The following is a 26,617-nucleotide window of genomic DNA, read 5'->3' as shown; positions in this document are numbered from 1 at the left end:
ATTTTTCTTTAAATATACAATTTTTAATTAAAATGAAACATTAATACCTAATGTATAGGTTCTAGCTCTTGGATAAGATAAGTAATCTATACCAAAAGAAGGAACTCCATTAAATGTATTGCTAGTATTGACCTCTGGATCAAAACCGCTATATGGTGTGATGACAAATAAATTTTGACCTGTGGCATAAATTCTTAAATTCTTAATATATTGAGGTAATAAATCAGCATCAAAATTATAACCAACAGTTAAATTACTCAGGCGAATAAAATCACCAGATTCCAAAAATCTTGTAGAAACTGCATTTGCAGCATCTGGGTTTTCACCATTTCCAACCAAATCTGACAATATATTTCTGGCAGTCAAGTTGTTTTTAGCTAAGACATTGGCAGTGTTGTTATAAATCTCATGACCATAGGCACCGTTCATATTAACTGCCATATCCCAATTTTTGTAGCGAACGTTGGCATTTAAACCTACTAAAATGTTTGGGTTGGGATCTCCCACAAATCTTTTATCAGCTTCAGTAGATGCATTTGTCGTCGTACCACCGTCAGCAGTCAAGTAAGTTGGATTACCATCTGCATTCAATCCAGCATAAACTGGCATATAGAAAGAATTTATAGGTTCACCATCATCAATTCGTTGAGAAACAGCACTAGTTAGACCTTGTCCAAATATCGGCCCAATATCCATTGGAGCTCCTGTGAAATCTTGTAATTCATTTTTAAGAAAAGAAATGTTTCCACCAAGAGTAAAACTCCAATCTTCGGTATTGACAACATCTCCAAATAAGGTTAATTCAAGCCCTTGATTTTGAACTGTGCCATCTATGTTTTCCCATCTTCTAGTGCCAGGAGGTGCTGGTTGTATTGGATCAAATAGAAATAAAAGTTTATCGGTATCTCGTTGAAATACATCAATAGATCCAGATAATTTATTGTCTAAAACAGCAAAGTCAACACCAATATTTATGGTTTCATTAACTTCCCATTGTAAATCTGGATTAGCGGCTGTTTCCTGTTGGGCAATAGTGTTGCCTTGTCCATCATTTCTTATGACAAACCTGTCATCAGCAGCACCTGCGGGGAAATTTTGATTTCCAGATTGTCCCCAACTTGCTCTCAGTTTGAGTTGGTCAAAAAAGTCAGGGGCAAAATTTTCTTCATTAATTTTCCAAGCTGCAGCAAATGCTGGGAAATATCCCCATTCATTATTGTCGCCAAATTTGTTTGATCCATCAGCTCTAAAGGTAGCCGTTAAGGTATATTTTCCGTAGGCGTCAAAAATTGCACGACCAAAGTATGACTCTAGGTCTGCTGTGGGTGCTTTAAATGATTCTATGACTCTTTCATTAAATCCATTTAAGAAATCATTTTCATTACCTGGGTCTAATGATATATTTTCACCAATAGCAGAATATCCTCTCGAGGACGTTTGCTGGAAACCATAACCTGCTAAAACTTGAATTTTAAAATCCTCATTGATTTCTTTATTATAGTTTAATGTATGCTCAATAAGTTGGGTATAGAGAATTTTATTAGCATTTACTGCTCTACCTCGCTCCCAAATTCCTTGTAAATCATAATTTCTAGATATGCTTGTTCTGTTGTTAGACTCAGAACGGTCAACACCAAAATTCAGCTTATAATCTAGACCATCAATAATCTCAAAAGTTGCAGAAATATTACCAACAATTCTTGAAGTTTCTTCTTCAATATTTGTGTATTCTGATAGTGCAAGTGGGTTAAAACTCAAAGCTGGTCCTAAATCATCACTTGGAGCACTTCCGTTCTGTCTATAGGTTCCATCATCGTTGAACAAAGGTACTGTAGGATTCCAAAAGAGGGCTGCACCTATAAGGTTTCCTTGAAAGCCAGCATTATTAGTTATTGGTGCTCTTTTGTCTTTAACATAACTTGCGATTAAATTCACATCCACTTTAAGTCTATCGTCTTCTAAGAAACGGTATGAGTTACTTAAAGATGCCGTATAATTTTGAATTTGAGATTTGTTAACAACCCCTTCTTGATCTAATGCAGAAAGCGAATAACGGTATTTGCTTTTCTCACCACCACCAAGAATAGTCAGGTTGTGGTTAGCAGTTTGAGCTGTTCTAGTAATCGCATTAAAGGCATCAACATCAGCTCCTCTATCAACAAAACCAGTAATGCCTTCAGTTTGTATTGCGTTTCTAAAACCACCTGCACTTAAGACATCAACTTCATTAGCAACTTCAGAGACCCCAAAAGTACCAGAATAAGTAATTTTTGGTTCACCAAATTTACCTTTTTTAGTGGTTATAATAATTACACCATTAGCTCCACGAGACCCATAAATAGCTGTTGCAGAAGCATCTTTTAATACAGAAATACTTTCTATATCACTTGGGTTTATAAAGTTTAACGGGTTTTTGTTTGATGTTGTACCTAAACCAAAGTCACCAGTACCAGCTGATGAATCTTCACTATTAATCAACATGCCATCGACGACATATAGAGGGTTGTTGCCAGCTCTTAAAGATGCACCACCACGGATTCTAATATTAGCAGCACCACCAGGCTCACCACCAGATGTAGTTACTTGAACCCCAGCAGTTCGACCTTGTAAAAGATCTGTGGCATTGGTTTGCACCCCCTTATTAAAGTCTTCGGCACTAACAGTTTCTACTGAACCAGTCCGGTCTTTTTTGGTGGTAGAGCCGTAACCTACTACAATGACCTCGTCGAGTTTGGCGGCATCTTCTTCGAGTTTGATGTCAATGGTTGTTTGTCCATCAACAGCTACTTCTTGGGTTTTGAAGCCAATGTAGCTAAAAACTAAAGTTGCATCTTCGGCAACTGTTAAGTTATAGTCACCGTCAAATCCAGTAACTGTCCCATTTTGGGTTCCTTTTTCTAACACATTCACGCCAGGTAATGGTCCCATTTTGTCGGAGACCACACCTGTCACTGTGACCTGTGCTAGCATAGCGGTGCTAAACAGCATCGCTATAATGTAAAAAGCGTGTTTAAGTAACATTTTTTTCATTTTATTTAGGTTTAGAATTATACATATTAAATTGATATTAAAAGCTATTTTAATTGATTTTAAAAACTATGGATTGATAGGGTTGTAATTTAATATACGTTAACGTTTTCGTAACAAATTTATAATTATTTATCAATATATCATAATTTTTTTGCATATCAAATTCGTAATCAATAACGTTTTCGTTTTTAGAAAAGTTCAAAAATACTACAATACTTTGATAACCAAGCGTTTTGGTGTAAGCGTAAACATTTTTATTATTTTCTTCAAATTCTTCAAATCTTCCATAAGTAAACACATCGTGCTCTCTTTTGAGTGATAGAATGGTTTTGTAATAGTTTAAAATTGATTCAGAATTATTAGCTTGCTGTTGAACATTTATTGTTTTATAATTTGGGTTAACTTGAAACCATGGCGTATGTTTTGAAAAACCTGCATTGTATTCACTATTCCATTGCATTGGTGTTCTGGCATTGTCTCGACCTTCGTTGTTTATCATTTGTATAGCTACATCTTTGCTAAACTTTTGCGTTTCTAAGTTTTCAAAATAGAAATTGCGTGATTGTATGTCGTTAACTTCATCGATGTTTTTTAAATTGATATTGGTCATACCAATTTCATCACCTTGATAAATATTTAAAGTTCCGTTTTGTGTTGCCATAAGCGTAATAAGCATTTTTGCGGATTCTTTATGGTATTTTTTATCATCGCCAAAGCGAGATACAAGTCGAGCAAAATCGTGATTTCCTAAAGCATTTACAATCCAACCACCTTTAGTCATTACGTTATGCCAATTTCTGAATATTTTTTTGATGTTGATTAAGTCAAATTCAGATATTTCTTCATATTTACCGTTTACGATATTGTTTTCTAGAATATCAAAATGGTATATCATGTCAAGCTCTTCACGGTCTTCACCGACATAAAGATGTGCATTGTCTTGAGTTACACCAACGCCTTCACCCATAGAAAAAGCATCATAATGTTTCATAACTTCTTCATGCATCTCATGTAAATATTGGTGTATATTTGGTCCGTTGGCATAGTGGTTTTCTATGATTTTTCTAAAACCAATTTTCGGATCTATATCTTGAAAACTTAAATCTTTAGACAGTAAGGTTACTACATCCATTCTAAACCCATCAATACCTTTGTTTAACCAAAATTTCATCACTTCATAAATCGACTCTCTCACTTTTGGGTTTTCCCAATTTAAATCTGGTTGATATTTTGTGAAAAGGTGTAAATAATATTCACCTGTGTTTTCATCTAAGGTCCAAGCTGATCCACCAAAAAAAGAAGGCCAATTATTTGGTGGACTTCCATCGGGTTGAGGTTTTTTCCAAATATAAAAATCTCTATAAGGATTATTTTTACTCTGTTTAGCTTGCTTAAACCAATTGTGCTCAACCGAAGTGTGATTTGGTACAAGGTCAAGAACGATTTTTAAATCCTTTTGATGTGCCTCACTCAATAGCTCATCAAAATCTGACATTGTACCAAACTCCGGCATTATTGCACAATAATCACTCACATCATAACCATTATCTTTATTTGGAGATTGAAAAATTGGGCTAATCCAAATAATATCGACGTTTAAGGATTTTATATAATCTAATTTTGCTGTAATTCCTTTAATATCTCCTATGCCGTCATCATCACTATCATAAAAACTTCTCGGATATATTTGGTAAATTACACCTTTTTTAAACCAGTTTAAGTTCATAAATTTTATCTAAAACGATTTCGTTTTTATCTTTGTCAATGCTAATTAACTAAATATTTGTATTAGTTTTACAGTTGATTAATGTAAAATTATAATGTAAACGTTTGTATTATTAGATATTCATTAAAAGGCATTAAAAATTATTAATATCTCAATAGAATGGCATCAGAAATTAACAATAGAGTAAGATTAGAAGATGTGGCTCGAGCTTTGAAAGTTTCTATAGCAACAGTGTCAAGAGCAATGTCTGATAGTAATCGGGTCAAACCAGAAACCAAAAAAAGAATTTTGGATGTGGCGAAGCAAATGGGCTATAGACCAAATCAAATTGCTAAAAGTTTGAGTTCTGGTAAAACTAATATTTTGGGTGTCATTATTCCACGATATGATGAGCCTTTCTTTATTGAAGTTTGCCGTGGTATAGATCACTTTGCTAGAAAACATAACTATCGCATTTTGATAAGTTCATCTAGAAATTCTTTTAATTATGAAAAAGAAAACGTTTTAGCCTTTGAAAAGGGAACTGTTGATGGTGTTGCTATGAGTTTTACACATGACACTCATTCTTATGAACATGTAGAAGAGCTGATTGAAAGAAAAATGCCGTTGGTTTTATTTGATAATATCAATAAAAAAATAGATGGTGCAGGACACGTCAAAATCGATGACTTTAGTTCAGCTTTTAATGCTGTTGAAGAACTTATCAAACGCGAAAATAGATATATTGGTTATATAGGAGGTGCTTCCAAAAAAAGTGTGTTTAATCAACGATTTGATGGATTTGTAAAAGCCCATGACAAATATCAAAAACCTTTTAAAGAAAAGCACTTGCTCAATTGCAAATCATATCATCAAGAACATGAATTTCACGAAGTTTATAATTTTTTGTCTAAACTTGACGATATGCCTGATGCTTTTTTTTGCTCAACGGACAATTATGCTATTTTATGTATAAAATCATTGACTAAACTTGGATATCGAGTTCCTAAAGATATTGAAGTCATAGGTTTTGGTAATTTACATTACAGTAGCATGTTTATACCTGAATTGACTTGCGTATCACAACCTAGTTTTAAAATGGGGGAAAATATAGCTGAAATGCTATTAAATAAAATTGACAAAGGCTATTATATTTCAGACTCAAACCCGCACAACGAAATTGTTTTACCAACCAAAATTGTGTATCGCGATACTACGCGATAATTTATTCTGATGAAGCTCTTTTGATAAGCGAAGTAGGTTGTATAAATCGTTTTGGTTTAAGAGACTTGTCTTCTATGCTTTCTAATAAAATTTTGACGGTATTTTCTCCTAATTCAATAGCATGTTGAGACACTACACTCATTTTAGGATAAGCGTATTTGGCTAATAATCCATCTGTAAAACCAACTATAGCTAAATCCTTTGGAATATTTATGTTATGGTGTTTTGCTGTGTTTATAGCTATGGCAGCCGCAGTTTCGTCTAAACCTATTAGAGCATCAAAGGATTCATTTTTAAAAAAATCATCAATTTTAGTTTCGGCATCTTTGGCTTCATTTATCATAAGTGTTTTAACGCTCATAGAATTTTGTGTTGCAGATTTCATAACCCCTTGAAGCCTTGCAACGCTTACGCTTAGATGCGGTATTGTAGAAACTACAGCTATTTTTTTTCGTTTTTGATTTTTTAGATATTCAAAAACCCCTTGTGCAGCCTTGTTGTCGTCAACTAAAACTTTATGGCAATCAATTTCATCAGTTACTCGGTCAAATAATACTAAAGGATTTTCTATGCTTTTAAAGTGCTTAAAGTCTTCTTTAATCTGAGTTTCTTGGCTTAAAGCTGCAATTACTCCGTCAACTTTATTGTATTCTAACATTTCGAGATATTCTCTTTCTTTGTCTAAAGATTCATTCGTCAAGCAAATGATGATTTTGTAACCTTTTTTACTGGCTTCTTGCTCAATACCATGCAAAACTTTGGCGAAAAAATGGTTGAGAATATTTGGAATTAAAATACCAATGGTCAAGGTCTTATTTCGCTTTAAACTTACTGCAACAGGATTAGGCTTATAGCCATAAAGCTTTGCCAATTCCTTAACCCGCTTAATGGTTTTGGTGCTGATTTCTGAGCTGTTATTCAAGGCTTTAGAAACCGTAGAAACCGAAACATTGAGTTCCTTAGAAAGTTGCTTAAGGGTGGTTTTTTGCTTCATTATTATTAATAAAAAAGATATTACAAAATTAACATAAATAAATTAAGATGAATTTAAAACTTTATAAACGGTTAAAAATACGTAAAAACTTTCACATTTTAATTGTGTGATATCTTAATGCTTAAAAATATCTTGATAGAGTTAAACCAAGATAAGATTGAGACTTAGCGTCTTTATTTTCTTTCGTATTAAAATGATATGAAACTTCAATACTATTCCTTTTCCAACGGTAAAAAGCCTTAAGTTTTAATAAAAATAGGTGGTTTGTGGTGTTTTTGGTAAAAACCGCATTGTCATTAAACAAATGTCCTTCAATAAGTGCATTGTAAAACACATAACGATAGTATGTCCCAAAATTAACAAACCATTCTTTGTCGTGGTGTTTCGCTAATCCTATATATGAGTTTTGATTTAATTTATGATGACTTCCCCAAAACAATTCTAAACCATTTTGAATATAAATATCTTTTGTGCCTAACTTAACTGCAGAATAACTGATCAACCTGTTATTCCAAAACCCTTTTTGGTACTGAACCCCCAAATTACTATGAAAATCATTGGGAATTTGAAGATGCCAACTTGGAAGTTGCTCACCGATCAGTTCATGGTAATTACGTTGGACTTTATCAGCTAAAGATTGAGATCCAGTCAGACCCATTTCTAATTGCAAAGACCAAATATCATTTGCTGTAGAATGCGTAAACTCTGTTTTTAAAAACAACCAACCTGCAAACGGACGATCAAATCTCGCGGTGTCTGGCAATGATTTTTTATTTGGTGTATAAATATTTTGACCTATGGTGAAGTTTAAAAATTGATGCTTATCGTCTTTTCTTTTTAGACCGAAACCAAAACTCAAATGGTTACCTGCCGAATAATATCGATCGGTAATGAAATACAAATCGTTGTCGTGCGTAAAACTGATTTTATGGTTGATGCCTTGAGCATATAGATTATACAGAGATAGATTGATGAAAACAAAAACGGTATAAAAAATTTTAGATAAACCCAAATTAACATTGTGTTTTTTAGAAACCCCAAAGTTGTAATTAAAACTTTAAATAATCTTTAAAGTTTAGATTAAAATTTATTATTTTAACAAAAAAATATACGATGAAAAACAAAAGAAATTTCAGGTTACACTGATTTAAATCTCGATGACTTATTTTTGTATCCAAACCAAGAAAAACTTATCCTATTCTAAAATTTTTATATAATTTCACAAACAGTTTATATACTAAAAATTCACTTATGAAAACTTTATTTTTATCCCTTTTTGCGTTATTTGTTTTAACTTCTTGTCAAAATAATAAAAATCAAAAAGAAGAACAATCAACCACAACAACTGAAAAAACAGAAAAAAATATTGAAGGAACCAAGACTATTATTAATAAGATTGCTGATGCTTACGGTTTTGAACATTGGCCTAAAGTTGAAAAAGTTGAATTTAGTTTTGTAGCCAAATTAGGTAAAGAAGAAACGATAAGACACTGGATATGGTATCCTAAAAAAGAACAAGTAACTTTGGTCAATGAAAATGAAAGAATTTCTTATAAGCGAAACAATATTATGGAAGAATTTGTAAAAACTGATAAAGCTTTTGTCAACGATAGTTTTTGGTTGTTGTTTCCTTTTCATTTAGAATGGGATGTTTTTAATCATGAAGTAATTGAAAATCAAAAATCGCCTATTCAGCAAAAAGAAAGCACAAAACTCATTGTAAAATATCCTGATAAAGGTGGATACACACCAGGCGATCGATACGATGTTTATCTCGATGAAAATCACCACATTATAGAATGGGCGTATTATCCAAGTGGTCAAGATAAACCCGCATTAATCAATACCTTTGAAGACCTATCAAATTTTGATGGTATAAAAATCAATATTTTACACCGTAATCCTGAAACAGGTTTTCAACTTAACTTTAGAGATGTAAGTATCAATTAATATGATGTATCAAAATAACCTAGAATTTGCACAGACTAACGATAAAAACGATAGTTTAAAACAATTTAGAAATCAATTTCATTTTCCTAAAACTCAAGAAGGTAAGAACAAAATTTATCTCTGCGGAAACTCTCTCGGGCTTCAACCCAAATCTACTTCTGATTATATTCAACAAGAATTAAAAGATTGGTCTGAGTTAGCTGTAGATGGTCACACCGATGCCAAGCATCCTTGGAAGCCATATCATGAATTTTTGTCTAAACCTATGGCAGACATTGTCGGAGCAAAAGAAAGCGAAGTGATTATTATGAATACCTTATCCGTCAATTTGCATTTGATGATGGTGTCGTTTTATCAACCCGCTTCAAAACGCTATAAAATTGTTATAGAAGCCGATGCTTTTCCGTCTGATTTATACGCCGTTGAATCTCAGTTAAAATTTCACGGCTACAATCCCAATGATGCTTTAATTCTTTGGAAACCAAGAGAAGATCAGCATTATTATTTAGAAGACTTTGATAAAATTATTCAAGATCAAACCGATGAAATCGCCTTGGTTTTGATCGGCAATACCAATTACTATACTGGGCAAAATTTTGATATGCAACACATCACTGATTTATGCCACCAAAACAACATCACAGTAGGTTTTGATTTAGCACATGGTGTTGGTAATATTCATCCCAATTTGCACGACTTAGGCGTTGATTTTGCCGTTTGGTGCACCTATAAATATCTCAATTCTGGTCCAGGAAGTCTTGGTGGCTGTTTTGTGCATGAAAAACATCATAAAAGAGATTTAAAACGCTTTGCAGGTTGGTGGGGACACGACAAGTCCACACGATTTAATATGCGGCAGGATTTTAAACCAATCCCAACAGCTGAAGCATGGCAATTGAGCAATCCACCGATTTTATCTATGGCTGCAATTAGAGCTTCACTCGATATGTTTCAAAAAGCGGGTTTCGATAATGTGGTCAAAAAGTCAAAAGATTTAACTGGTTTTTTAGAGTTTTTATTATTAGAATTAAATGATAAGAACTTAAAAATTATCACGCCACAAAATCCTGATGAAAGAGGCTGCCAATTATCAATCCAATTTCTCGATGCTGACAAAAGCTTGTTTGATAAACTTACCAAAGCTGGCGTTGTAGCCGACTGGCGTGAACCGCAAGTGATACGCGTAGCACCAGCACCGCTTTATAACAGTTTTGAAGACGTTTACCAATTTGTTCAAATCTTAAAAGACCTCAGATATGCAAGATAAACATTTGCTCATCGTTGGTGCAGGATTATGTGGCTCGTTATTAGCCTTAAAACTCGCCCAACATGGTTACAAAATCACTCTAATTGAAAAACGATTAGATTTACGCAGTGCAGACATTTCCGCTGGACGCTCAATTAATTTAGCCTTTTCAGATCGGGGCATCAAAGGCATAAAACGCGTTGGTCTTGAAGATAAAGTCAAATCGCTTTGCATTCCTATGCGTGGTAGAATGCTTCACGATAAAGAATCTAATACAAAATTCTCAGCCTATAGCGGTCAAGACGATAATTACATCAATTCCATTTCCAGATCGGGTCTCAACGCCTTATTGCTGAATGAAGTCGAAAAACACGACAATGTCAAATTGATATTTCAAGCCGCGTGTCATAGTGTTGACGTAGAAAACGCTAAAGCTAATTTTAAAAATGAAAAAACCGACGAAGATTTTGAAATTCAAGCGGATTATATCATTGGTACCGATGGCGCAGGTTCTGTGGTTAGACAAGCTTTAATGAAAAACAGAGATTTGCGATTTAGTTTTTCTCAGAATTTCTTAACCCACGGTTATAAAGAATTGAGTATTTCACCTAAAGATGGTCAACATCAAATTTATAAAAATGCTTTGCATATTTGGCCACGAGGAGAAAATATGCTGATTGCCTTACCGAATTTGGACGGTAGCTTTACGGTAACTTTGTTTCTTGCCTATGAAGGTGGACAATACAATTTCAATAATTTGACCACACCAGAAATCGTTGAAGAATATTTTCAAAAAGATTACCCTGATGCTTTAGAATTGATGCCAAATTTGGCTACTGAATTTTTTGAAAACCCAACAGCGGCACTTGGCACAGTAAGATGCTCGCCTTGGACTTATAAAAAAACACTGATTATGGGTGATGCTGCTCATGCTATCGTGCCGTTTTACGGTCAAGGGATGAATGCGTCTTTTGAAGATGTAGCGGTGTTTGATGATATCTTGCAGGAAACCAATTTCGATTTAGACCAAGCTTTTCAAAAATTTAGTCAAAACCGAAAACAAGATGCCGATGGTATAGCCGATTTGGCTTTAGATAATTTTCACGAGATGAAAGCCCATACTGCTCAGGAGTTGTTTTTACAGAAACGTGAATTAGAATTAGCTTTTGAAAAAGAATTCCCAAACGATTATGCGTCTAAATATTCTCTGGTGACTTTTAATGAAAACATCGGTTATCACGAAGCCAAAGTGCGCGGTCGTGCTCAGGATAAAGTGATTTTGTATTTGTTAAAAGAAGGCCATTTGCCAGAACATTTGAGTTTAAAAGAAAAATTAGAGATTGTTAAGAAACAAACCAGCAGTTATTTAAAGGATGAAGTGATAAACGTTTAAGAATCTTAGTGAATTTACGCTCCTGTCTGCCCTGTTTGTTTTTATGCAGGTTAGCAAAAAAAAATAATTTTAAAATTTTTATTTCGTATTTTTATACTCGAGTTATATTTATATAGTGAATATTAAATTTATATAGTGAATATTAAAAAGGTAAAATATGAATTACAAAAATCCTTTCAGGAAAGAGCAGCTCTCGCCATGATACAATTATCCAAGTAGCCGCCAATTACCTTAGAAATGGCTAGGAAGCAAGCAAAATGGCTCAAAGAGAATTCAATAACAAAACACAACACAAGGAAATCAAATAAAAATATATAAAAACTCAGCGTCTTTGCGCCTCTGCGAGAAAATTATTTTATGAACAAAACAAATACCATATCCCAACAACTCGACACCGCTGCCACCACAGCATCACCAATCGCTCAACCTTCTGAAACCGTCAAATTTTCATTAGAAGAAGCCTACAAGATTCAAAAACAGTTGGTTGAACACCGTTTAGATAGAGGTGAAACTATTACAGGTTATAAACTCGGTTTTACCAGTAAAGCTAAAATGCAACAAATGGGCGTTGACGATTTAATTTGGGGCGTGTTGACCAATGCTATGGAAATTAAACCCGATGAACACATCGATTTAAACCAATACATTCACCCGAGAGCAGAACCGGAAGTGGCTTTTAAGGTTTCAAAACCCATCAACCGTCAGTTAACCATAAAAGAATTACCACAATATATCGATAAAATGACAGTCGCTATTGAAGTCATCGATTCGAGATATAAAAATTTTAAGTTTTCTTTGGAAGATGTCATTGCAGATAATTGTTCTTCAATTGGCTATTGCATTGGGCAGTGGCAAGATTTAAAGGACGATATTACCAATTTACCTATTCAATTAAAATTTAATGATGAGACTGTCCAAAGCGGAATGACTCAAGCTATTCTTGATAACCCGTATCAATCTGTCATCGAGCTCTCTCGTCTCGCTTCAGAAAACAACCTTGTGCTACAACCTGGTCAAATTATTCTGGCTGGTGCCGCCACCGCCGCAGAATGGTTAAAACCCGAGCTTAAAGTTACTGCGGAGTTGCAAGGTTTTGGTGAGGTTGGGTTTTGGACTTAAAATATTCACATTTATTAAATTCTTTGCTAGAGAAATTAATACAAATTGAACATATTTGAAATAATTGTATCTTTGAATTATGCAAAAAATTGGTAACATAGAAATTCGAGTCGTAGGAAAATCGGGAAACAAACGTTTAAGTCCTGAAAATTATGATATAAAACATATTTCAGCAATTTTGAATAATGTTGAAGATTTGTTATACCCTAAAAATAAGAAAGATAGACCAATAATCACCTATGATATTCAAGAGGGTTCTGTAAGGCATTTATTTAAAACAAGCATACAAACAATAATCGGGTTTAGTGCTATACTTAGTCAAATACAAGCGAATAACTCTATTGATTTTTTAGAATTAAAAACGGCGAGAGCCATAGAAAATATTCAAAATTTATCTCTGCAAAAAAACTATGAATTTCAAATTAAAACTTCATTCAACACTGATTATGAATTGATCATAAATCCCTCAACTAAATATTTTAGAACCGAAAACATTTGGGTCGAAGCAGAATTTTATTTTTATGGCACTTTAAAAGATGCTGGTGGAAAAAGTAAGGCTAATATTCATCTGGATACTGAAGATTATGGCTATTTATCAATTGAAACTGGGAAGAAATTTTTAAAGAAGAGAGAAGATAATTTACTTTATAGAGACTTTGGGGTTAGAGTTAGTGGTAAACAAAACATTGATACAGGTGAGATTGATACAAAGTCATTGTCTTTATTAGAATTAATTGATTATCAACCAAAATTTGATAAGGACTATCTAAATTCATTGATTAAAAACGCAAAGAAAAGTTGGAGAAATATTAATGCTGATGAATTACTGTTAAACCTAAGAGGGGAATATGAAGCATAGCGTTCTATTAGATACAAGTTTTTTTATCAGATTACTTAATGATGAAGATCCACTTCATTCAAATGCCGTAAACTATTTTAAATATTTCTTAGAAAATGATGTTGTCTTAAATTTTCTACCATAAGTATTGCTGAATATTGTGTTTTTGGAAAACTTGAAGATTTACCTTTAAAAAATGTTCAAATTTTACCATTTAATCTTAAAGATGCTGAAAGAACAGGTGAGTTTGCCAAAATTATTTTTATAGCAAACAAAGTCGAATTAGAGAAATTATCGCCACGAGCAATTATACCTAATGATTCAAAACTTTTTGCTCAATCTGATTTAGATAAAAGCATTAGTCATTTTGTGACTTCTGACATTCGCTCAAAGCAGACTTTAACTTTATTGAAAAAAGAAACCAACCCAAAATTCGATATCATTAGTATTGATGTTTCTTACACTGAAACTTTTGGTTTATTAGGATTGTAAAACACCTTTTGCACTAAGTCTATTCTCATCTCGTTTACTATCTTATGTGCAGGATTTCTACTTTTATTAAACTTGAAATTCTTCAACTTAAAACTTTTAAACTTGTTACTTTACAATTTATAAATTACACTAAAAACTACGGTGCGAGGTTGGATAAAAATACTGCGGTCTGTGGCGAGAAAATTGCTCACTGAGTTTTCTTGTTTATAGTTGATATCAAATAGATTTTCTACATCCAACTGAAAACGCCAAGCACTACTTTCTTTCCAATATTCCAGCGAAGCACCGCCAATTTCAAAACGGTTAAAAGTGTTTTGTGAGCGGTTTTCAAAATAATTGTAACGGTAATCAAACTTGAACAAAAAATCTTTTAAAAAATCGTATTCTACAAACACATAGGGTTGAATTTGCATAAAATCGTTTTCAAAAGTGTCTGAATTTAAACTATTAAAGGTTTGCGAAAAGCCAAATTCAAAATTAGGCCAGTCTTTAAATCGGGTTTCAGCTTTGAGATCGTAGTTGAGGTTTTGGGAGTCAAAATCGGTTTCGGTTCCATTGATAATTCTGATATAATCTCTAAGCGAAGCATTGGTGCTTAAGCTTAAGTGCCACTTGCCCAAGCGTTTGGAATACATAAAATTCAAGTTATAAGAATTTTCTGGTAAATCTGTGTAAAACAAGGTATTGACTTGGTCTATGCCTTCAATCTCGGTGCGGCTTCTAATGCTACGCTCGCGTTTGGTGTATGAAAATCCTGTGTTTAAAGTTACACCCTTAAACATATTGAAATTGAAATACCGCAAGCGTAGCCGATGATACAATTGATTTTCTAAATCTTCGCTACCGCGACTTAAACTGTTAAACGACAATAAACGCAGACGATTAGCGTATTGTTGTGCATTGCCAAAATTGGAAATCAAATTGTATTTTAAACTTAATTTTTTACTGCTGTTGACCTTGTATTCTAAATCGACTTCAGGGAGTAAAACTGTTTTTTGATTATCGGCGATATTGTCATTCATTTGGTCAACTTTCCAATTGTAATTATGAACCACAAGTCCAGGTTTTCCGATAAAGTCTCCAATTTTAAATTTGTATTGAAAACCGCCATAAACATCTAAAAGTCTGTAATCTATGGCATTGTTAAAGCCAGCCGACTCAAAAGAATTTAAAATGCCATCGTTTAAAATTTGTGCATCAGCATTGTCGTAGTCTGAGTTAAAATAGGTCATTCCGACTATGGGATAAATATGGTTGAAATTATCTAACACCCAATAATGTTTTAAATTTAAACGTAACAGATTGCTACTTTCTCGGGTGTTTTGTAATAAATTAAACTCTTCGCCTTCATCTATAAATGGAATGATGCCTGAAAAAACAGGCTGATTAAACAACCAATCTACGGTATTGGATTGGCGTTTGATTTGAAATTTAGTATTAAGGCTTGTGGTATGTTTATACGAAAATTGTTTGTTAGCAGAAACTTCCTGAATAAAAGAGGTGGAATTTGGCGATTGTGTGGTGTTGATAAATTGATTGGTGTTTTCAGTAATAGAGTTAGTTTGGTTGACGCCGTCAGCATCTGAGGTTTTGAGTAAAGCGTTGTATTTGATGTCGATATCATCAAAATTATCGTAACTCAATTTGAGTTTATTGATACTGAAAACAGTAGTTTCTTCGCTTGTTATTTCCCGTTGTTCATCAGCAGTATCTGTGGCAAGATATTCATTTAAAATACTTGTGCGTGTTCGCATTTTCCCTTTGTTGACAATAGAGTAGGCATCAAAAGTGGTGTTTTTAAAGACTTCTTGGGAAATGCTGCCCGCACCAAAATCATTTTTAGAAAACACAAAATCACTTTCACTCAGAAATTGAGCAAAATCGTCTCGATACAAATTAAAAAAACCTGACGGGTCATTGATGGCTTGAGCAAAACCACCTTCAAAATTGACATAATCTTGCACAGAAAAGGACTTTTTACCGATATTGTTAAAGTCGCCGATTACATTTACTGCCGTTTTGGGACTGTAATAAAACAAAGTGGGATGAATGATATACCGGTCTTCATGACCACCGCCAACTTCTACATCGCCAAAAGCAAATTTCTTTTTGCCTTCTTTCAGCTTGATGTTAAGCGCCATTCTATCACTGTCTTCCAAGCCTTTTAGAAATGCCACTTCGCTGTAATTGTCTAAGGCTTCTACTTCATCTACGGCGTCGGCAGGAATGTTGTTAACGCCGAGCTTTTCATCGCCTGTAAAAAATTCTTTACCATCGACCATAAGTTTAGTGACGGGTTTACCGTTTACTGTCACATTACCTTCCCGATCGACTTCTATGCCGGGTAGTTTTTTAAGAACATCCCGAAGTTTGCGTTCTTCGCCAGTTTTAAATTGGTCGGTGCGGTAAGTGATGGTATCTTCTTTAACGATGACCGCCATTTCTGATTTGATAAGGATTTCTTCTAAGGTTTCTGTGCTTTCGTAAAGGGTGTAATTTTTAACTTTATCCTGTGTTAATTTTACGGTATCGGTTACTTTTTTGTAGCCGAGATGGGTGATGGCGATTTGGTAACTGATGTTATTTTGGAGCTTTAATTTATATTCTCCTTTTAGACTGCTGATGGCAAAAGTGATGCTTTCATCTTCTGCCAGCGGTGTAGCAATCATGTTGGTGTTTGGGATGGGGTTTTGAAGAGAGTCTTGAGTTTTGCCGGTGAGTTGGTGGGTTTGTCCATTGGCAAAATAGGTAAATAACAAAAAAACAGCTATTTTGAGGTAGCTGTTTTTAATTATATTTTTGAAATAATAATTAATTTTCAAATTACTAGTTATTAATTTCAACAGGCTTGTTTAAAACTTCATTTCTTTTGCGAAATAATTCCTTAATTTTTTCCATCGTATATACTTTTTGTGGTTTAGTAAATTTAAACTTTTTCTTTTTTCTAAGTTTTTTTTCTTTATAAGGGTATACTTTGACCACGTGTGATTTTAAAACAGGAGTTGGTTTATAAGAAAATTCATACGCTAAAACAAATCCTTTAGGATATGATAATGTTCCAATACCCAAACTTTGAGGCAACTCTTTAGTAAACCAAGCTTTGTATGTTCCTATAAGGTTATCAAGCTTTATTTGATGTACTTTATATCCCAAAATAACGGAATCTTTACTAGTTTTAAACCAATTTCCACTTATCAATGTATCTTTTGCGTGATAGCTTTCTTCACCAATCTCAAAACGATAATAAATCAATGAGTCATTCATAAGCCTATATGAGTGTTTACCTAATGGATAGTTTTTTACTTGAATGTGTGTTTCATTATCATCGAATTTTAAAGCATCTATGTAATCTAATTTTAAAGTGTTATTAAAAATCTTTAATGAGTAAAATTCATCCTTAGGGTTTTGGTATGCTGATATTTCTATTTTTGCATTTTCTTTATCAGATCTATTGCTAAATTTTTTGAGGGCATTATTTGTAAATTTTCTTTTGATATCAATATTATAAAGGAATTCTTTTTGTTGGGAAAAAGAAGTTGTTATGGAATAAAATGCTAAAATAAAAAAAGTTAGATGTTTCATAATTTAAATATTAAAACTTACTACTATAATTATAGTAGTAAGTTATATGAATTATTATAAGAATTTGATATTATGAATTTTTAATTTTTTTAATTAATTCAAATTGTAAATTTGGTGGCATTGCTTCATAAAAATTTCTTAACTTAATAAAATTTTTATTGTAATCTTCAAAGTCTTTTGTTTTGTAAACAAAATTATTTGAGTCTTGTTTAAGTGAATGAATTAAATTCTTCAATTCATCTAAATTTACATAATCAATTTTTTCTAATAAATTATACATTTGCTCTACATTATAAAGGTTTAATTGATAAGTGAAATCTAAAGTTTCTTGACACCTACAACTACATCCGAAATACCATGTTTCTTCACAACTTGCTAATTGACCATCACCACATTTTGTTGTACAAGAACCGAACGTAGAACTGCACCTGCAACCACTGCTTGCTTCTTTTAATTGGTTAACTTGCGAAAACATAGAAAATGTAGTAAACATTAAAATAATTAAAGATAATTTTTTCATAATTAAAAAATTTTAAGATTAAAATTATTCAAATGTCAAAAAAAAAAAAAAAACGTTAATCCTAAAATATTAAGTTAATTTTATGTTAAAGTATTTAAACTGTCTTATTCTAAATCGTTTAGTTTCAAATATAAGATTTTTTAGGGGTTTGGTCAAGTTATATTTGGTTGAGTAATTGGTTTTGAATAAATGCAACAGCTATTTTGAGGTAGCTGTTTAGATTCAACTTCATTGATTTTGTTAATGTATAAAACAATATTAGTTTTTGTAATTACTTTCAATCATTTTACCAACTTTTCTATGGTATTTTTCAGCATCTTCAAAAGAATAAACTTTATACTCTGATATAAAATCAGTTATTTTTGGAAATTCCTTTTGTGTTTCTTTTATATTTGTAAGTTCAAACTTAACAAATTGATTTTCCAGTGAAACGATAAGTCCAGGTACATTACCATATGGGGTTGGTCCACCTTTAATATTAATATCATTTGTAAACCAAGCTTTTAATCCTACAGAATTATAGCCTAAATTATAATCGGTTTTAATTTGTGTTGGCAGACCCTTAAGTGATAGAGTTGAATTAGAGTTGGGTTAGCTGTTTCTAATCTAATCAGTGATCTCTAAAATAATGGATTACTTTAATTACAAACCCTTTTTTATTAATATACCATGGGAAGAAAAGCTATAGACAAAGAAAGAAAAGCACTGACGAAAAAAATTAAATTATGGTTAAGGGAGTTAGTACCGCTATTACAAGATAAGGAACTGAACAATTTTACTTTAGATGAGCTGGCTGAACTTGGAGGTAAGAGCAAGAGCAATATCTACACGTATTTTTCCTCTAAAGAAGAGATATATAAAGCCGTAGTTCAGTCTATTGTTGATGAAATGGATTTTGTCATCTCCAAAGAAGCCATTCAGGGTGACGATGTTGAACAAAATTATCGCACCCTTCTAATCAGACTAAGTGAAGGAATACAAGATTTGTCAATAAATTTTATTGAACAAATGCAACTCTATTTTCCCGATGCATGGGATATTATTGAAGAGTTTTCGATGAAAGTGTTGTCCAACTTAGAGGCACTTTACAAAAAAGGAATGGAATCAGGAGTTTTTAAGACTTTCAATATTTCTCTATTGACTGAATTAGATCGCCATTTTGTCTTGTCTATTATGACGAATGCCACTCGCTTTACTAATCAGGGATTAACCTTCAGGGGAGTGATTTCAGAGTATTTGGAGTTGAGATTAAATGCCTTGAAGCACTGAAATCTGATAGCATTAAATTTGATTGATCCTGCTAAATCGAATGGGATTTTGTAATTTCAAATAATTGGTAGCTTGTCATATCAAGGAGTTTTATCTATTAGAAAAGGTTACTTCGTTGTATTTTGTGATGATGTTCTCGAAGACATAGCTCAGCCAGGTTTGCAGATTCAATTTTGTATGTCGTCATGAGCGACTTTGTGCGACTTGGCAAACAGATAGTTTTTCCGTCCAAGAGCCACTGGGTGAATCTGATTTTTAATCATAAATTAGCTACAAAACAAACAAATAACATGTATTTAAAAAACACTACTAACCTTTGTGATATAACAGGATATTTATGTTACAAATATGTTACAAATCAAAGTTGAAGTTATGAAATTTGTAATCCCACAACTTTTTTGCTTGCTCCATTTTGAATTGATATAAAAGGTCATCATAACTTCTCCTCCCAAATTTCTTCTAATTCTTCCAGAGATTTGCCTTTGGTTTCGGGGATATATTTTATAATAAAAAATATCAAAATAATCATAAACACAATAAAGATAAAATAGGGCAGAGAGCCATTCCAAAATTCATTTTTGTTGAGTTCACTTTCCATAACCACTGGAAAACTTTGGGAGACAATATAATTTGAACCCCATTGAGCAGCAACCGCCACAGACATGGCTACACTTCTGATGCGGTTGGGGAACATTTCAGATAAAACCACCCAAACCACTGGTCCCATCGACATCGCAAACGAAGCGATAAACAACAACACGCCTATTAAAGATACAAGACCAACGGCATCGTATTTTAAACTAAAGCCTAAAAGTAAAAACCCAATAATCATTCCTACGCTACCAATAATAACCAGTGGTTTTCGTCCGAATCTATCTACAGAAAACATAGCTACAAACGTAAACACGAGATTTACACCAGCCAATAAGATTTGCTGTGCCAAAACATCGTCTTTACCAAAGCCGAGAGCTTTTTCAAAAATATCTGCACCGTAATACAGAACAGCGTTGATTCCCGTAAATTGTTGCAACATAGAGAAAACCGTTCCAATCACAATAATGCCAAGTATGGTTTTAGAGAAATAGTTAACCTTAGTGGTTTGGTTTTGATTTTTTTCAATAGATTTTTTGATCTCCCGTTGTTCATCTATGGCGACCATTTCGCCATGAATTTTGGTTAGGGTTTTAAAAGCTTCTGTATCTCGTCCTTTTAAATACAACCAACGTGGACTTTTAGGGACAAAAAACAAGGCAAACAGAAACAATGCACAAGGAATCAATTCTGACCAAAACATTCTTCGCCAGCCAAATTGAATATTTTGTGCTTCGGTTAAATCTTTTCCTATAAAATAGGTTACGAGAAAGACCACAAAGAAACCAACCACTATCGCCAATTGGTAAAAACTCACCAATATTCCACGTTGTTTTGAAGGTGCAATTTCTGCAATATAAACGGGTGCAGACATCGAGGCTAAGCCAATACCTATGCCGCCAATAATTCTAAAAACGACCAAAAGACTTACGCTTTCAGGCAAAACAGATGGCATTCCTGAACCCCAAGCTGAAACTGTGAACAACACAGCCGAAAGAATTAAGGTGTATTTTCTGCCAAATAAAGTATTAAAAAACCCAGAAGAAACTGCACCAACCAAACACCCTAAAAGTGCACTGGCAACCACCCAGCCTTTCATACCTGGATCTAATTCAAAATATTTACTTAAAAAGAATTGTGCACCGTTTATCACACCTGTGTCATAACCAAAAAGTAATCCGCCAAGAGCAGAAACACTGGTAATCAAAATTAAAAAGGCTTTTTTGTTCATAAGGCTTAGTTTTAAAAATATGTTGGATTTATGATTTATTCAAGGTATTCACATTTATTCAACTTCCAATATTACAAATTAAATTTTAAACCAAAGATTTAGTTTTAAAATTTACGAAATCGATTTATGAAATGATATAAAATCTAATAAATAATTGAACATTTTAAAATACAAACGCTTACATCATTTTAATTTATTTGTTTATTATAAATTACTGTTTATTTTTAGCATATTTGTTAATATTCAAATTTTAAGGTATGGCTTCAAAATACATTATTGCTTTCGATCAAGGTACAACAAGCACAAGAGCAATTATCTTTGACAAAAAAGGAAAAATTCATGGCATTGCTCAAAAAGAGCTCAAACAATATCATCCGCAATCGGGTTGGGTAGAGCAAGATCCTTTAGAAATTTTTGAAGATCAAAAACATGTTTTTCACGAAGTTATAGATCAAAACAATATCGCTGTTAAAGATATTGCAGGTATTGGTATTACTAATCAACGTGAGACGACAGTGGTTTGGGATTCTGAAACGGGACAACCTGTTTATAATGCAATAGTTTGGCTTGATAAACGTAGCAGTGAGATTTGTGATAGACTTATTGAGGATGGCCACGAAGATGACATTATACAGAAAACAGGCCTTAAAGTTGATGCTTATTTTTCGGGAACAAAATTCAAATGGATTTTAGACCACGTGCCAGAAGCAAGAGAATTAGCTAAACAAAATAGACTAAAATTCGGAACCATTGATACTTGGTTGATTTGGAAATTTACTCACGGCAAAAATCATCTTACTGACCATACCAATGCATCGAGAACCTTACTCTATAACATACACGATTTAAGCTGGGATGATCAATTGATTGAAGCTCTTGATGTTCCAAAATCGGCTTTGCCTAAGGTGCAACATTCATCTTCAGATTTTGGATTTGCAGAATATAATGAAACCAAAATCCCAATCCTTGGTGTAGCAGGCGATCAACAAGCTTCACTGTTTGGTCAAGGTGGCTTTAAATCTGGAATTGCCAAAAATACTTATGGCACAGGTTGTTTTATGTTGTTGAATACAGGTAAAAAAGCCAATATCTCTACTAATGGTTTATTAACCACATTGACTTGTACTTTGCCTGATGAAAAAATTAAATACGCACTTGAAGGCAGTGTGTTTGTCGCTGGAGCTTCAGTGCAATGGTTAAGAGATAAATTAGATTTTATTAAACAAGCTGCCGAGACTGAGAAAATATGTCTTGAAACTCAAATCAGTAAAGATTTATATGTCGTTCCGGCTTTTGCTGGCTTGGGTGCACCACATTGGGATATGAAAGCCAAAGGCTCAATTTTTGGCTTGACTTTAGATACGGATAAAAACGCCTTGACCAAAGCCACGGTTCAAGCTATTGCTTATCAAATATGCGATGTCATTGAAGCCATGGTGGAAGATAGTGGTCAACAAATGAAAACCCTTCGTGTAGATGGAGGTGCGTCAGCTAATAATTATTTGATGCAATTTCAATCAGATATTTTAAATACCGAAGTAGAAAGACCCGAAATGCTTGAAGTTACAGCTATGGGTGCTGCATTTCTTGCAGGTATTCAAGCTGGTATTTGGACAAAAGAAGATATCACTCAAATCAGAAATATAGATCAGGTTTTTAAACCCCAAATGTCTCAATTTGAACGATCTAAACTTTATGATGGTTGGAAACAAGCCGTAGAACGGACCAAAACTGCACATGCCAATCAGTTGGCTGTTCGAGAAGACATGCCAATTCGCTTTTCGGTTTTGGATAGAAAACCTTTGCTCCATCAAGTCAAAAACACCAAATACGATATCTTAATTATCGGTGGTGGTGTAACTGGTGCAGGAATAGCACTTGATGCGGCTTCACGTGGACTCAAAACTTGTTTGATAGAAAAAAATGATTTTGCTTCTGGAACCAGCAATAAATCTACAAAACTGATTCACGGCGGTTTGCGTTATCTCAAGCAAATGGAAATAGGTTTAGTGAAAGAATCGGGTAGTGAACGTGCTATTGTTCACAATCTTGTCCCTCATTTAGTTGTTCCTGAAAAAATGCTTCTGCCCTTAATTGAAGGTGGTACCTATGGCAAAATCATGACGTCTATTGGACTTAAAGTTTACGATTTTCTCGCTGATGTTGAAGGAGATGACAAACGTAAAATGCTTTCTGCTAAAGAAACCCTCGCCAAAGAACCTTTATTAAACAAAGAAAACCTTAAAGGTGGTGGTTTTTACGCCGAATACCGTACAGATGATGCACGCTTGACTATTGAATTGCTCAAAAAAGCAGCGGGTTTTGGTGCTGATATTTTAAACTATTGTGAAATGACAGATTTTGTCTATAAAGATAACGGTAAAATCAAACACATCAATGTTAAAGACCACAATTCTGGCGAAAAGTTTAGCATCAAATCCAAAGCTTATATTTCTGCTGCTGGACCATGGGTTGATAAAGTCAGAACTAAAGACACTTCTTTAAATAACAAACGTTTACACTTAACCAAAGGTGTGCATCTGGTATTTTCACATGAGCGCTTTCCACTGTCACAATCTGTTTATTTTGATGTACCTGATGGCCGTATGATTTTTGCTATTCCTCGCGGTCGTGCGACCTATGTTGGAACCACTGATACCAACTATACTGGCGATTTGAATAGAGTAGTGGCAACACAGGAAGATGCCAAATATCTAATTGATGCCACCAACAATATGTTTCCTGATTTGAATTTAAAAATTGAAGATATTGAGTCGAATTGGGCAGGTTTACGACCCTTGATTCACGAAGATGGTAAAGATCCTTCTGATTTATCTAGAAAGGATGAAATCTTTGTGTCCGATTCTGGTTTGGTGTCAATTGCTGGTGGAAAACTAACAGGTTATCGCAAAATGGCTCAACGTACCATTGATGAAGCTTTAAAGCAGTTTAAAAAGAAAAAACTCAAACGAATCAAACCTTCTACTACAAAGCAAATTCAATTGACATCAGAACCCTTAAAAAATTTAGATGCGGTCAAGCAATACCAGTACAACTTAGCTCAGAGACTCAAAAATATCGGGATTGATGATGAATATCAAGCGTGGTATTTGACTTCCAATTATGGCAAGCAAGCTGATATTATTTTGAAAAAAGTCAATTTCTTTATTAACCCAACGCCAATTGAACGCTTGATTAGAGCTGAGTTGTGGTACACTGTGCATCACGAAATGGTCAATGGTTTATCAGATTTCTTTGTCCGAAGAACAGGACGATTGTATTTTGATATTGAAAGTGTACATCAGTTTAGACATATTGTAGAAGAAGATTTAATCAAATATTTAAAATGGGACGAAGCCCGATGCCAAAGAGAAAATCAGTACTTGGATATGCTACTGCAAGATGCATCTACATATTACGAGAAAGAATTTGAATGATACAAAGTTTGTATAAACGCTCAGATTTAAAAAAATAAGCTCAAACAATATAAACTATAGTAACAACAGAAACAACAGCAACAATAGAAACAATAGCATCCATAGCATCCATAGTTTCAACATTTATCAAAACTTTTTTACCCAAATACTACAAGCTTTTCGTATTTTCGTTTCCAAACCAATTAAGCTTTTCTAAATGGATATGAAATTCAATAAAAACGAAGACTACAATAAACTTCTCGTTTCTGATTTAAACTCTAAATTGAAAAAAATCTACCTTGGTGGTGGAGAAAAAAAGATAGAAAAACACCACGGCAAAGGCAAATTAACTGCACGAGAACGCATTGATTATTTAGTTGATAATCCTAAAGATACGATTGAAATTGGAGCTTTTGCAGGAGATGGCATGTATCAAGAATACGGCGGTTGCCCTGGCGGTGGCGTGGTGGTTAAAATTGCAAAAGTCTCTGGTAAAAAAGTGATTGTTGTGGCCAATGATGCCACGGTTAAAGCTGGTGCTTGGTTTCCCATTACTGGAAAGAAAAACCTACGAGCACAAGAAATTTCTATAGAAAACCGATTGCCAATTATTTATCTTGTGGATAGTGCTGGTGTATTTTTACCTATGCAAGACGAAATTTTTCCTGATAAAGAACATTTTGGGCGAATATTTAGAAACAACGCCATTATGAGTAGTATGGGCATAACTCAAATTGCTGCAGTTATGGGCAGTTGTGTGGCTGGTGGTGCTTATTTGCCTATCATGAGTGACGAAGCTTTGATTGTGAAAGAAACAGGAAGTATCTTCTTAGCGGGAAGTTATTTGGTAAAAGCTGCTATTGGTGAGAGTATTGATAATGAAAGTCTTGGCGGTGCTACAACCCATTGTGAAGTCAGTGGTGTAACCGATTATAAGGCAGAAAACGACAAAGACGCTTTAGACAAAATCAAAAATATTGTCGATAAAATAGGCGAGTTTGATAAAGCTGGTTTTAATAGAAAAGCATCCAAAAAACCTAAAGAAAATCCAGATGATATATTTGGATTATTACCAGCCAAACGAAGTGATCAATATGATATGAAGCCGATTATTGAACGATTGGTTGATAATTCTGAATTTGAAGAATACAAAGCTGGCTACGGTCAAACCATCATTACGGGTTATGCCAGAATAGACGGTTGGGCGGTTGGTATTGTTGCCAATCAACGCAAAATAGTCAAAACCACCAAAGCCAAAACCAAACCCAGTGAAATGCAATTTGGTGGTGTGATTTACAGCGATTCAGCTGATAAAGCTACGCGGTTCATTGCCAATTGCAATCAAAAGAAAATTCCACTCGTATTTTTACAAGATGTTACAGGATTTATGGTCGGCAGTAAAAGTGAACACGGTGGCATCATCAAAGATGGAGCTAAAATGGTCAATGCAGTAAGTAACTCAGTTGTACCAAAATTTACGGTAATTATTGGTAACTCCTATGGTGCTGGCAATTATGCCATGTGTGGAAAAGCTTACGATCCGAGGCTAATTGTGGCTTGGCCAAGTGCAGAATTGGCGGTTATGGGCGGAAATTCCGCCGCTAAAGTGTTGTTGCAAATTGAGACTTCTAGACTCAAAGCCAAAGGCGAAAAAATCACAGAAGCCAAAGAAAAAGAACTCTACGATAAAATCAAAAATAATTATGACAGACAAACCAGTCCTTATTATGCCGCCGCAAGACTTTGGACAGATGCAGTGATTAATCCATTAGATACCAGAAAGTGGATTTCAAATGGAATTGAAATTGCTAATCACGCTCCTATAACTAAGAATTTTAATTTGGGTGTAATACAAACCTAACTCAAATCACAAATTTTATTAAAATAACGTGAGTTCGATATAAATTTCAATAAAAAATATTCATATAAAATACAGATATTTAACCATTTGTCATGTTGACATAGCGAAGCATGAGCGACGAGACATCTCAGTAGGATGAGATTTCTCCTCTTTCTT

General features: G+C 33.8%; 18 protein-coding genes. 9 read left to right on the top strand and 9 right to left on the bottom strand.

The annotated features are described in order from the left end of the window. Positions 1-27 precede the first annotated feature (27 nt). A complete protein-coding gene (locus tag ACSSV5_RS05205) occupies positions 28-3,030 on the bottom strand; it encodes a SusC/RagA family TonB-linked outer membrane protein (RefSeq protein ID WP_454245040.1) in 3,003 nt (1,000 codons plus the stop codon). Positions 3,031-3,079: 49 nt separating this feature from the next. Further along, positions 3,080-4,756, bottom strand: a complete 1,677-nt coding sequence (locus ACSSV5_RS05200; RefSeq protein ID WP_454245039.1) for a glycoside hydrolase family 13 protein — start codon at positions 4,754-4,756, stop codon at positions 3,080-3,082. Between the two features lie 159 nt (positions 4,757-4,915). On the opposite strand from ACSSV5_RS05200, the gene ACSSV5_RS05195 reads away from it, so the two are divergent. Beyond that, positions 4,916-5,959 (top strand): LacI family DNA-binding transcriptional regulator, encoded by a 1,044-nt coding sequence (locus ACSSV5_RS05195; protein WP_454245038.1) that lies wholly within the window; start codon positions 4,916-4,918, stop codon positions 5,957-5,959. A 1-nt stretch (position 5,960) separates the two neighbouring features. On the opposite strand, the gene ACSSV5_RS05190 is transcribed toward ACSSV5_RS05195, so the two are convergent. Together ACSSV5_RS05190 and ACSSV5_RS05185 are read right to left on the bottom strand one after the other, a co-directional pair. Then, positions 5,961-6,953 (bottom strand): LacI family DNA-binding transcriptional regulator, encoded by a 993-nt coding sequence (locus tag ACSSV5_RS05190; protein ID WP_454245037.1) that lies wholly within the window; start codon positions 6,951-6,953, stop codon positions 5,961-5,963. 121 nt (positions 6,954-7,074) lie between these two features. Beyond that, positions 7,075-7,965 carry a lipid A-modifier LpxR family protein gene (locus ACSSV5_RS05185; RefSeq protein WP_454245036.1) on the bottom strand — a complete coding sequence of 297 codons (891 nt, stop codon included), beginning with the start codon at positions 7,963-7,965 and terminating at the stop codon, positions 7,075-7,077. 239 nt (positions 7,966-8,204) lie between these two features. Here ACSSV5_RS05185 and ACSSV5_RS05180 point away from each other — a divergent pair, with 239 nt between their 5' ends. The 5 genes from ACSSV5_RS05180 to ACSSV5_RS05160 all read left to right on the top strand — a co-directional run bounded on the left by ACSSV5_RS05180 (position 8,205) and on the right by ACSSV5_RS05160 (position 13,520). Then, positions 8,205-8,903 (top strand): hypothetical protein, encoded by a 699-nt coding sequence (locus ACSSV5_RS05180; RefSeq protein WP_454245035.1) that lies wholly within the window; start codon positions 8,205-8,207, stop codon positions 8,901-8,903. A gap of 1 nt (position 8,904) precedes the next feature. Beyond that, entirely contained in the window at positions 8,905-10,170 is a 1,266-nt protein-coding gene (gene kynU, locus ACSSV5_RS05175) for a kynureninase (protein WP_454245034.1), read from the top strand. Beyond that, positions 10,160-11,542 carry an FAD-dependent oxidoreductase gene (locus tag ACSSV5_RS05170; protein ID WP_454245033.1) on the top strand — a complete coding sequence of 461 codons (1,383 nt, stop codon included), beginning with the start codon at positions 10,160-10,162 and terminating at the stop codon, positions 11,540-11,542. Before kynU ends, ACSSV5_RS05170 begins: the two co-directional genes overlap by 11 nt. Positions 11,543-11,899: 357 nt before the next feature. Then, entirely contained in the window at positions 11,900-12,661 is a 762-nt protein-coding gene (locus ACSSV5_RS05165) for a 2-keto-4-pentenoate hydratase (RefSeq protein WP_454245032.1), read from the top strand. 79 nt (positions 12,662-12,740) lie between these two features. Further along, positions 12,741-13,520 carry a hypothetical protein gene (locus tag ACSSV5_RS05160; protein WP_454245031.1) on the top strand — a complete coding sequence of 260 codons (780 nt, stop codon included), beginning with the start codon at positions 12,741-12,743 and terminating at the stop codon, positions 13,518-13,520. Between the two features lie 581 nt (positions 13,521-14,101). Here the strand turns inward: ACSSV5_RS05160 and ACSSV5_RS05155 are convergent. From ACSSV5_RS05155 to ACSSV5_RS05140, 4 genes are all read right to left on the bottom strand, one after another. Next, positions 14,102-16,750, bottom strand: a complete 2,649-nt coding sequence (locus ACSSV5_RS05155) for a TonB-dependent receptor (RefSeq protein ID WP_454245030.1) — start codon at positions 16,748-16,750, stop codon at positions 14,102-14,104. A gap of 67 nt (positions 16,751-16,817) precedes the next feature. Further along, a complete protein-coding gene (locus ACSSV5_RS05150) occupies positions 16,818-17,573 on the bottom strand; it encodes a hypothetical protein (protein ID WP_454245029.1) in 756 nt (251 codons plus the stop codon). A 70-nt stretch (positions 17,574-17,643) separates the two neighbouring features. Then, positions 17,644-18,093 carry a hypothetical protein gene (locus ACSSV5_RS05145; RefSeq protein ID WP_454245028.1) on the bottom strand — a complete coding sequence of 150 codons (450 nt, stop codon included), beginning with the start codon at positions 18,091-18,093 and terminating at the stop codon, positions 17,644-17,646. Between the two features lie 258 nt (positions 18,094-18,351). After that, complete coding sequence (locus ACSSV5_RS05140; protein WP_454245065.1) at positions 18,352-18,639, bottom strand: hypothetical protein; 288 nt, start codon at positions 18,637-18,639, stop codon at positions 18,352-18,354. 123 nt (positions 18,640-18,762) lie between these two features. On the opposite strand from ACSSV5_RS05140, the gene ACSSV5_RS05135 reads away from it, so the two are divergent. Next, complete coding sequence (locus ACSSV5_RS05135; protein ID WP_454245027.1) at positions 18,763-19,362, top strand: TetR/AcrR family transcriptional regulator; 600 nt, start codon at positions 18,763-18,765, stop codon at positions 19,360-19,362. Between the two features lie 433 nt (positions 19,363-19,795). On the opposite strand, the gene ACSSV5_RS05130 is transcribed toward ACSSV5_RS05135, so the two are convergent. Then, positions 19,796-21,205 (bottom strand): sugar porter family MFS transporter, encoded by a 1,410-nt coding sequence (locus ACSSV5_RS05130; RefSeq protein ID WP_454245064.1) that lies wholly within the window; start codon positions 21,203-21,205, stop codon positions 19,796-19,798. A 236-nt stretch (positions 21,206-21,441) separates the two neighbouring features. Between ACSSV5_RS05130 and glpK the strand changes: the two genes are divergently transcribed. Next, positions 21,442-24,621, top strand: a complete 3,180-nt coding sequence (glpK, locus tag ACSSV5_RS05125; protein WP_454245026.1) for a glycerol kinase GlpK — start codon at positions 21,442-21,444, stop codon at positions 24,619-24,621. A gap of 196 nt (positions 24,622-24,817) precedes the next feature. Then, a complete protein-coding gene (locus tag ACSSV5_RS05120; protein ID WP_454245025.1) occupies positions 24,818-26,461 on the top strand; it encodes an acyl-CoA carboxylase subunit beta in 1,644 nt (547 codons plus the stop codon). Positions 26,462-26,617: the final 156 nt, after the last annotated feature.

It is taken from the genome of Psychroflexus sp. MBR-150 (assembly GCF_053628795.1).
Note: the sequence above shows the minus strand (reverse complement) of the source record. Positions and strands in the feature narration are given on the sequence as shown.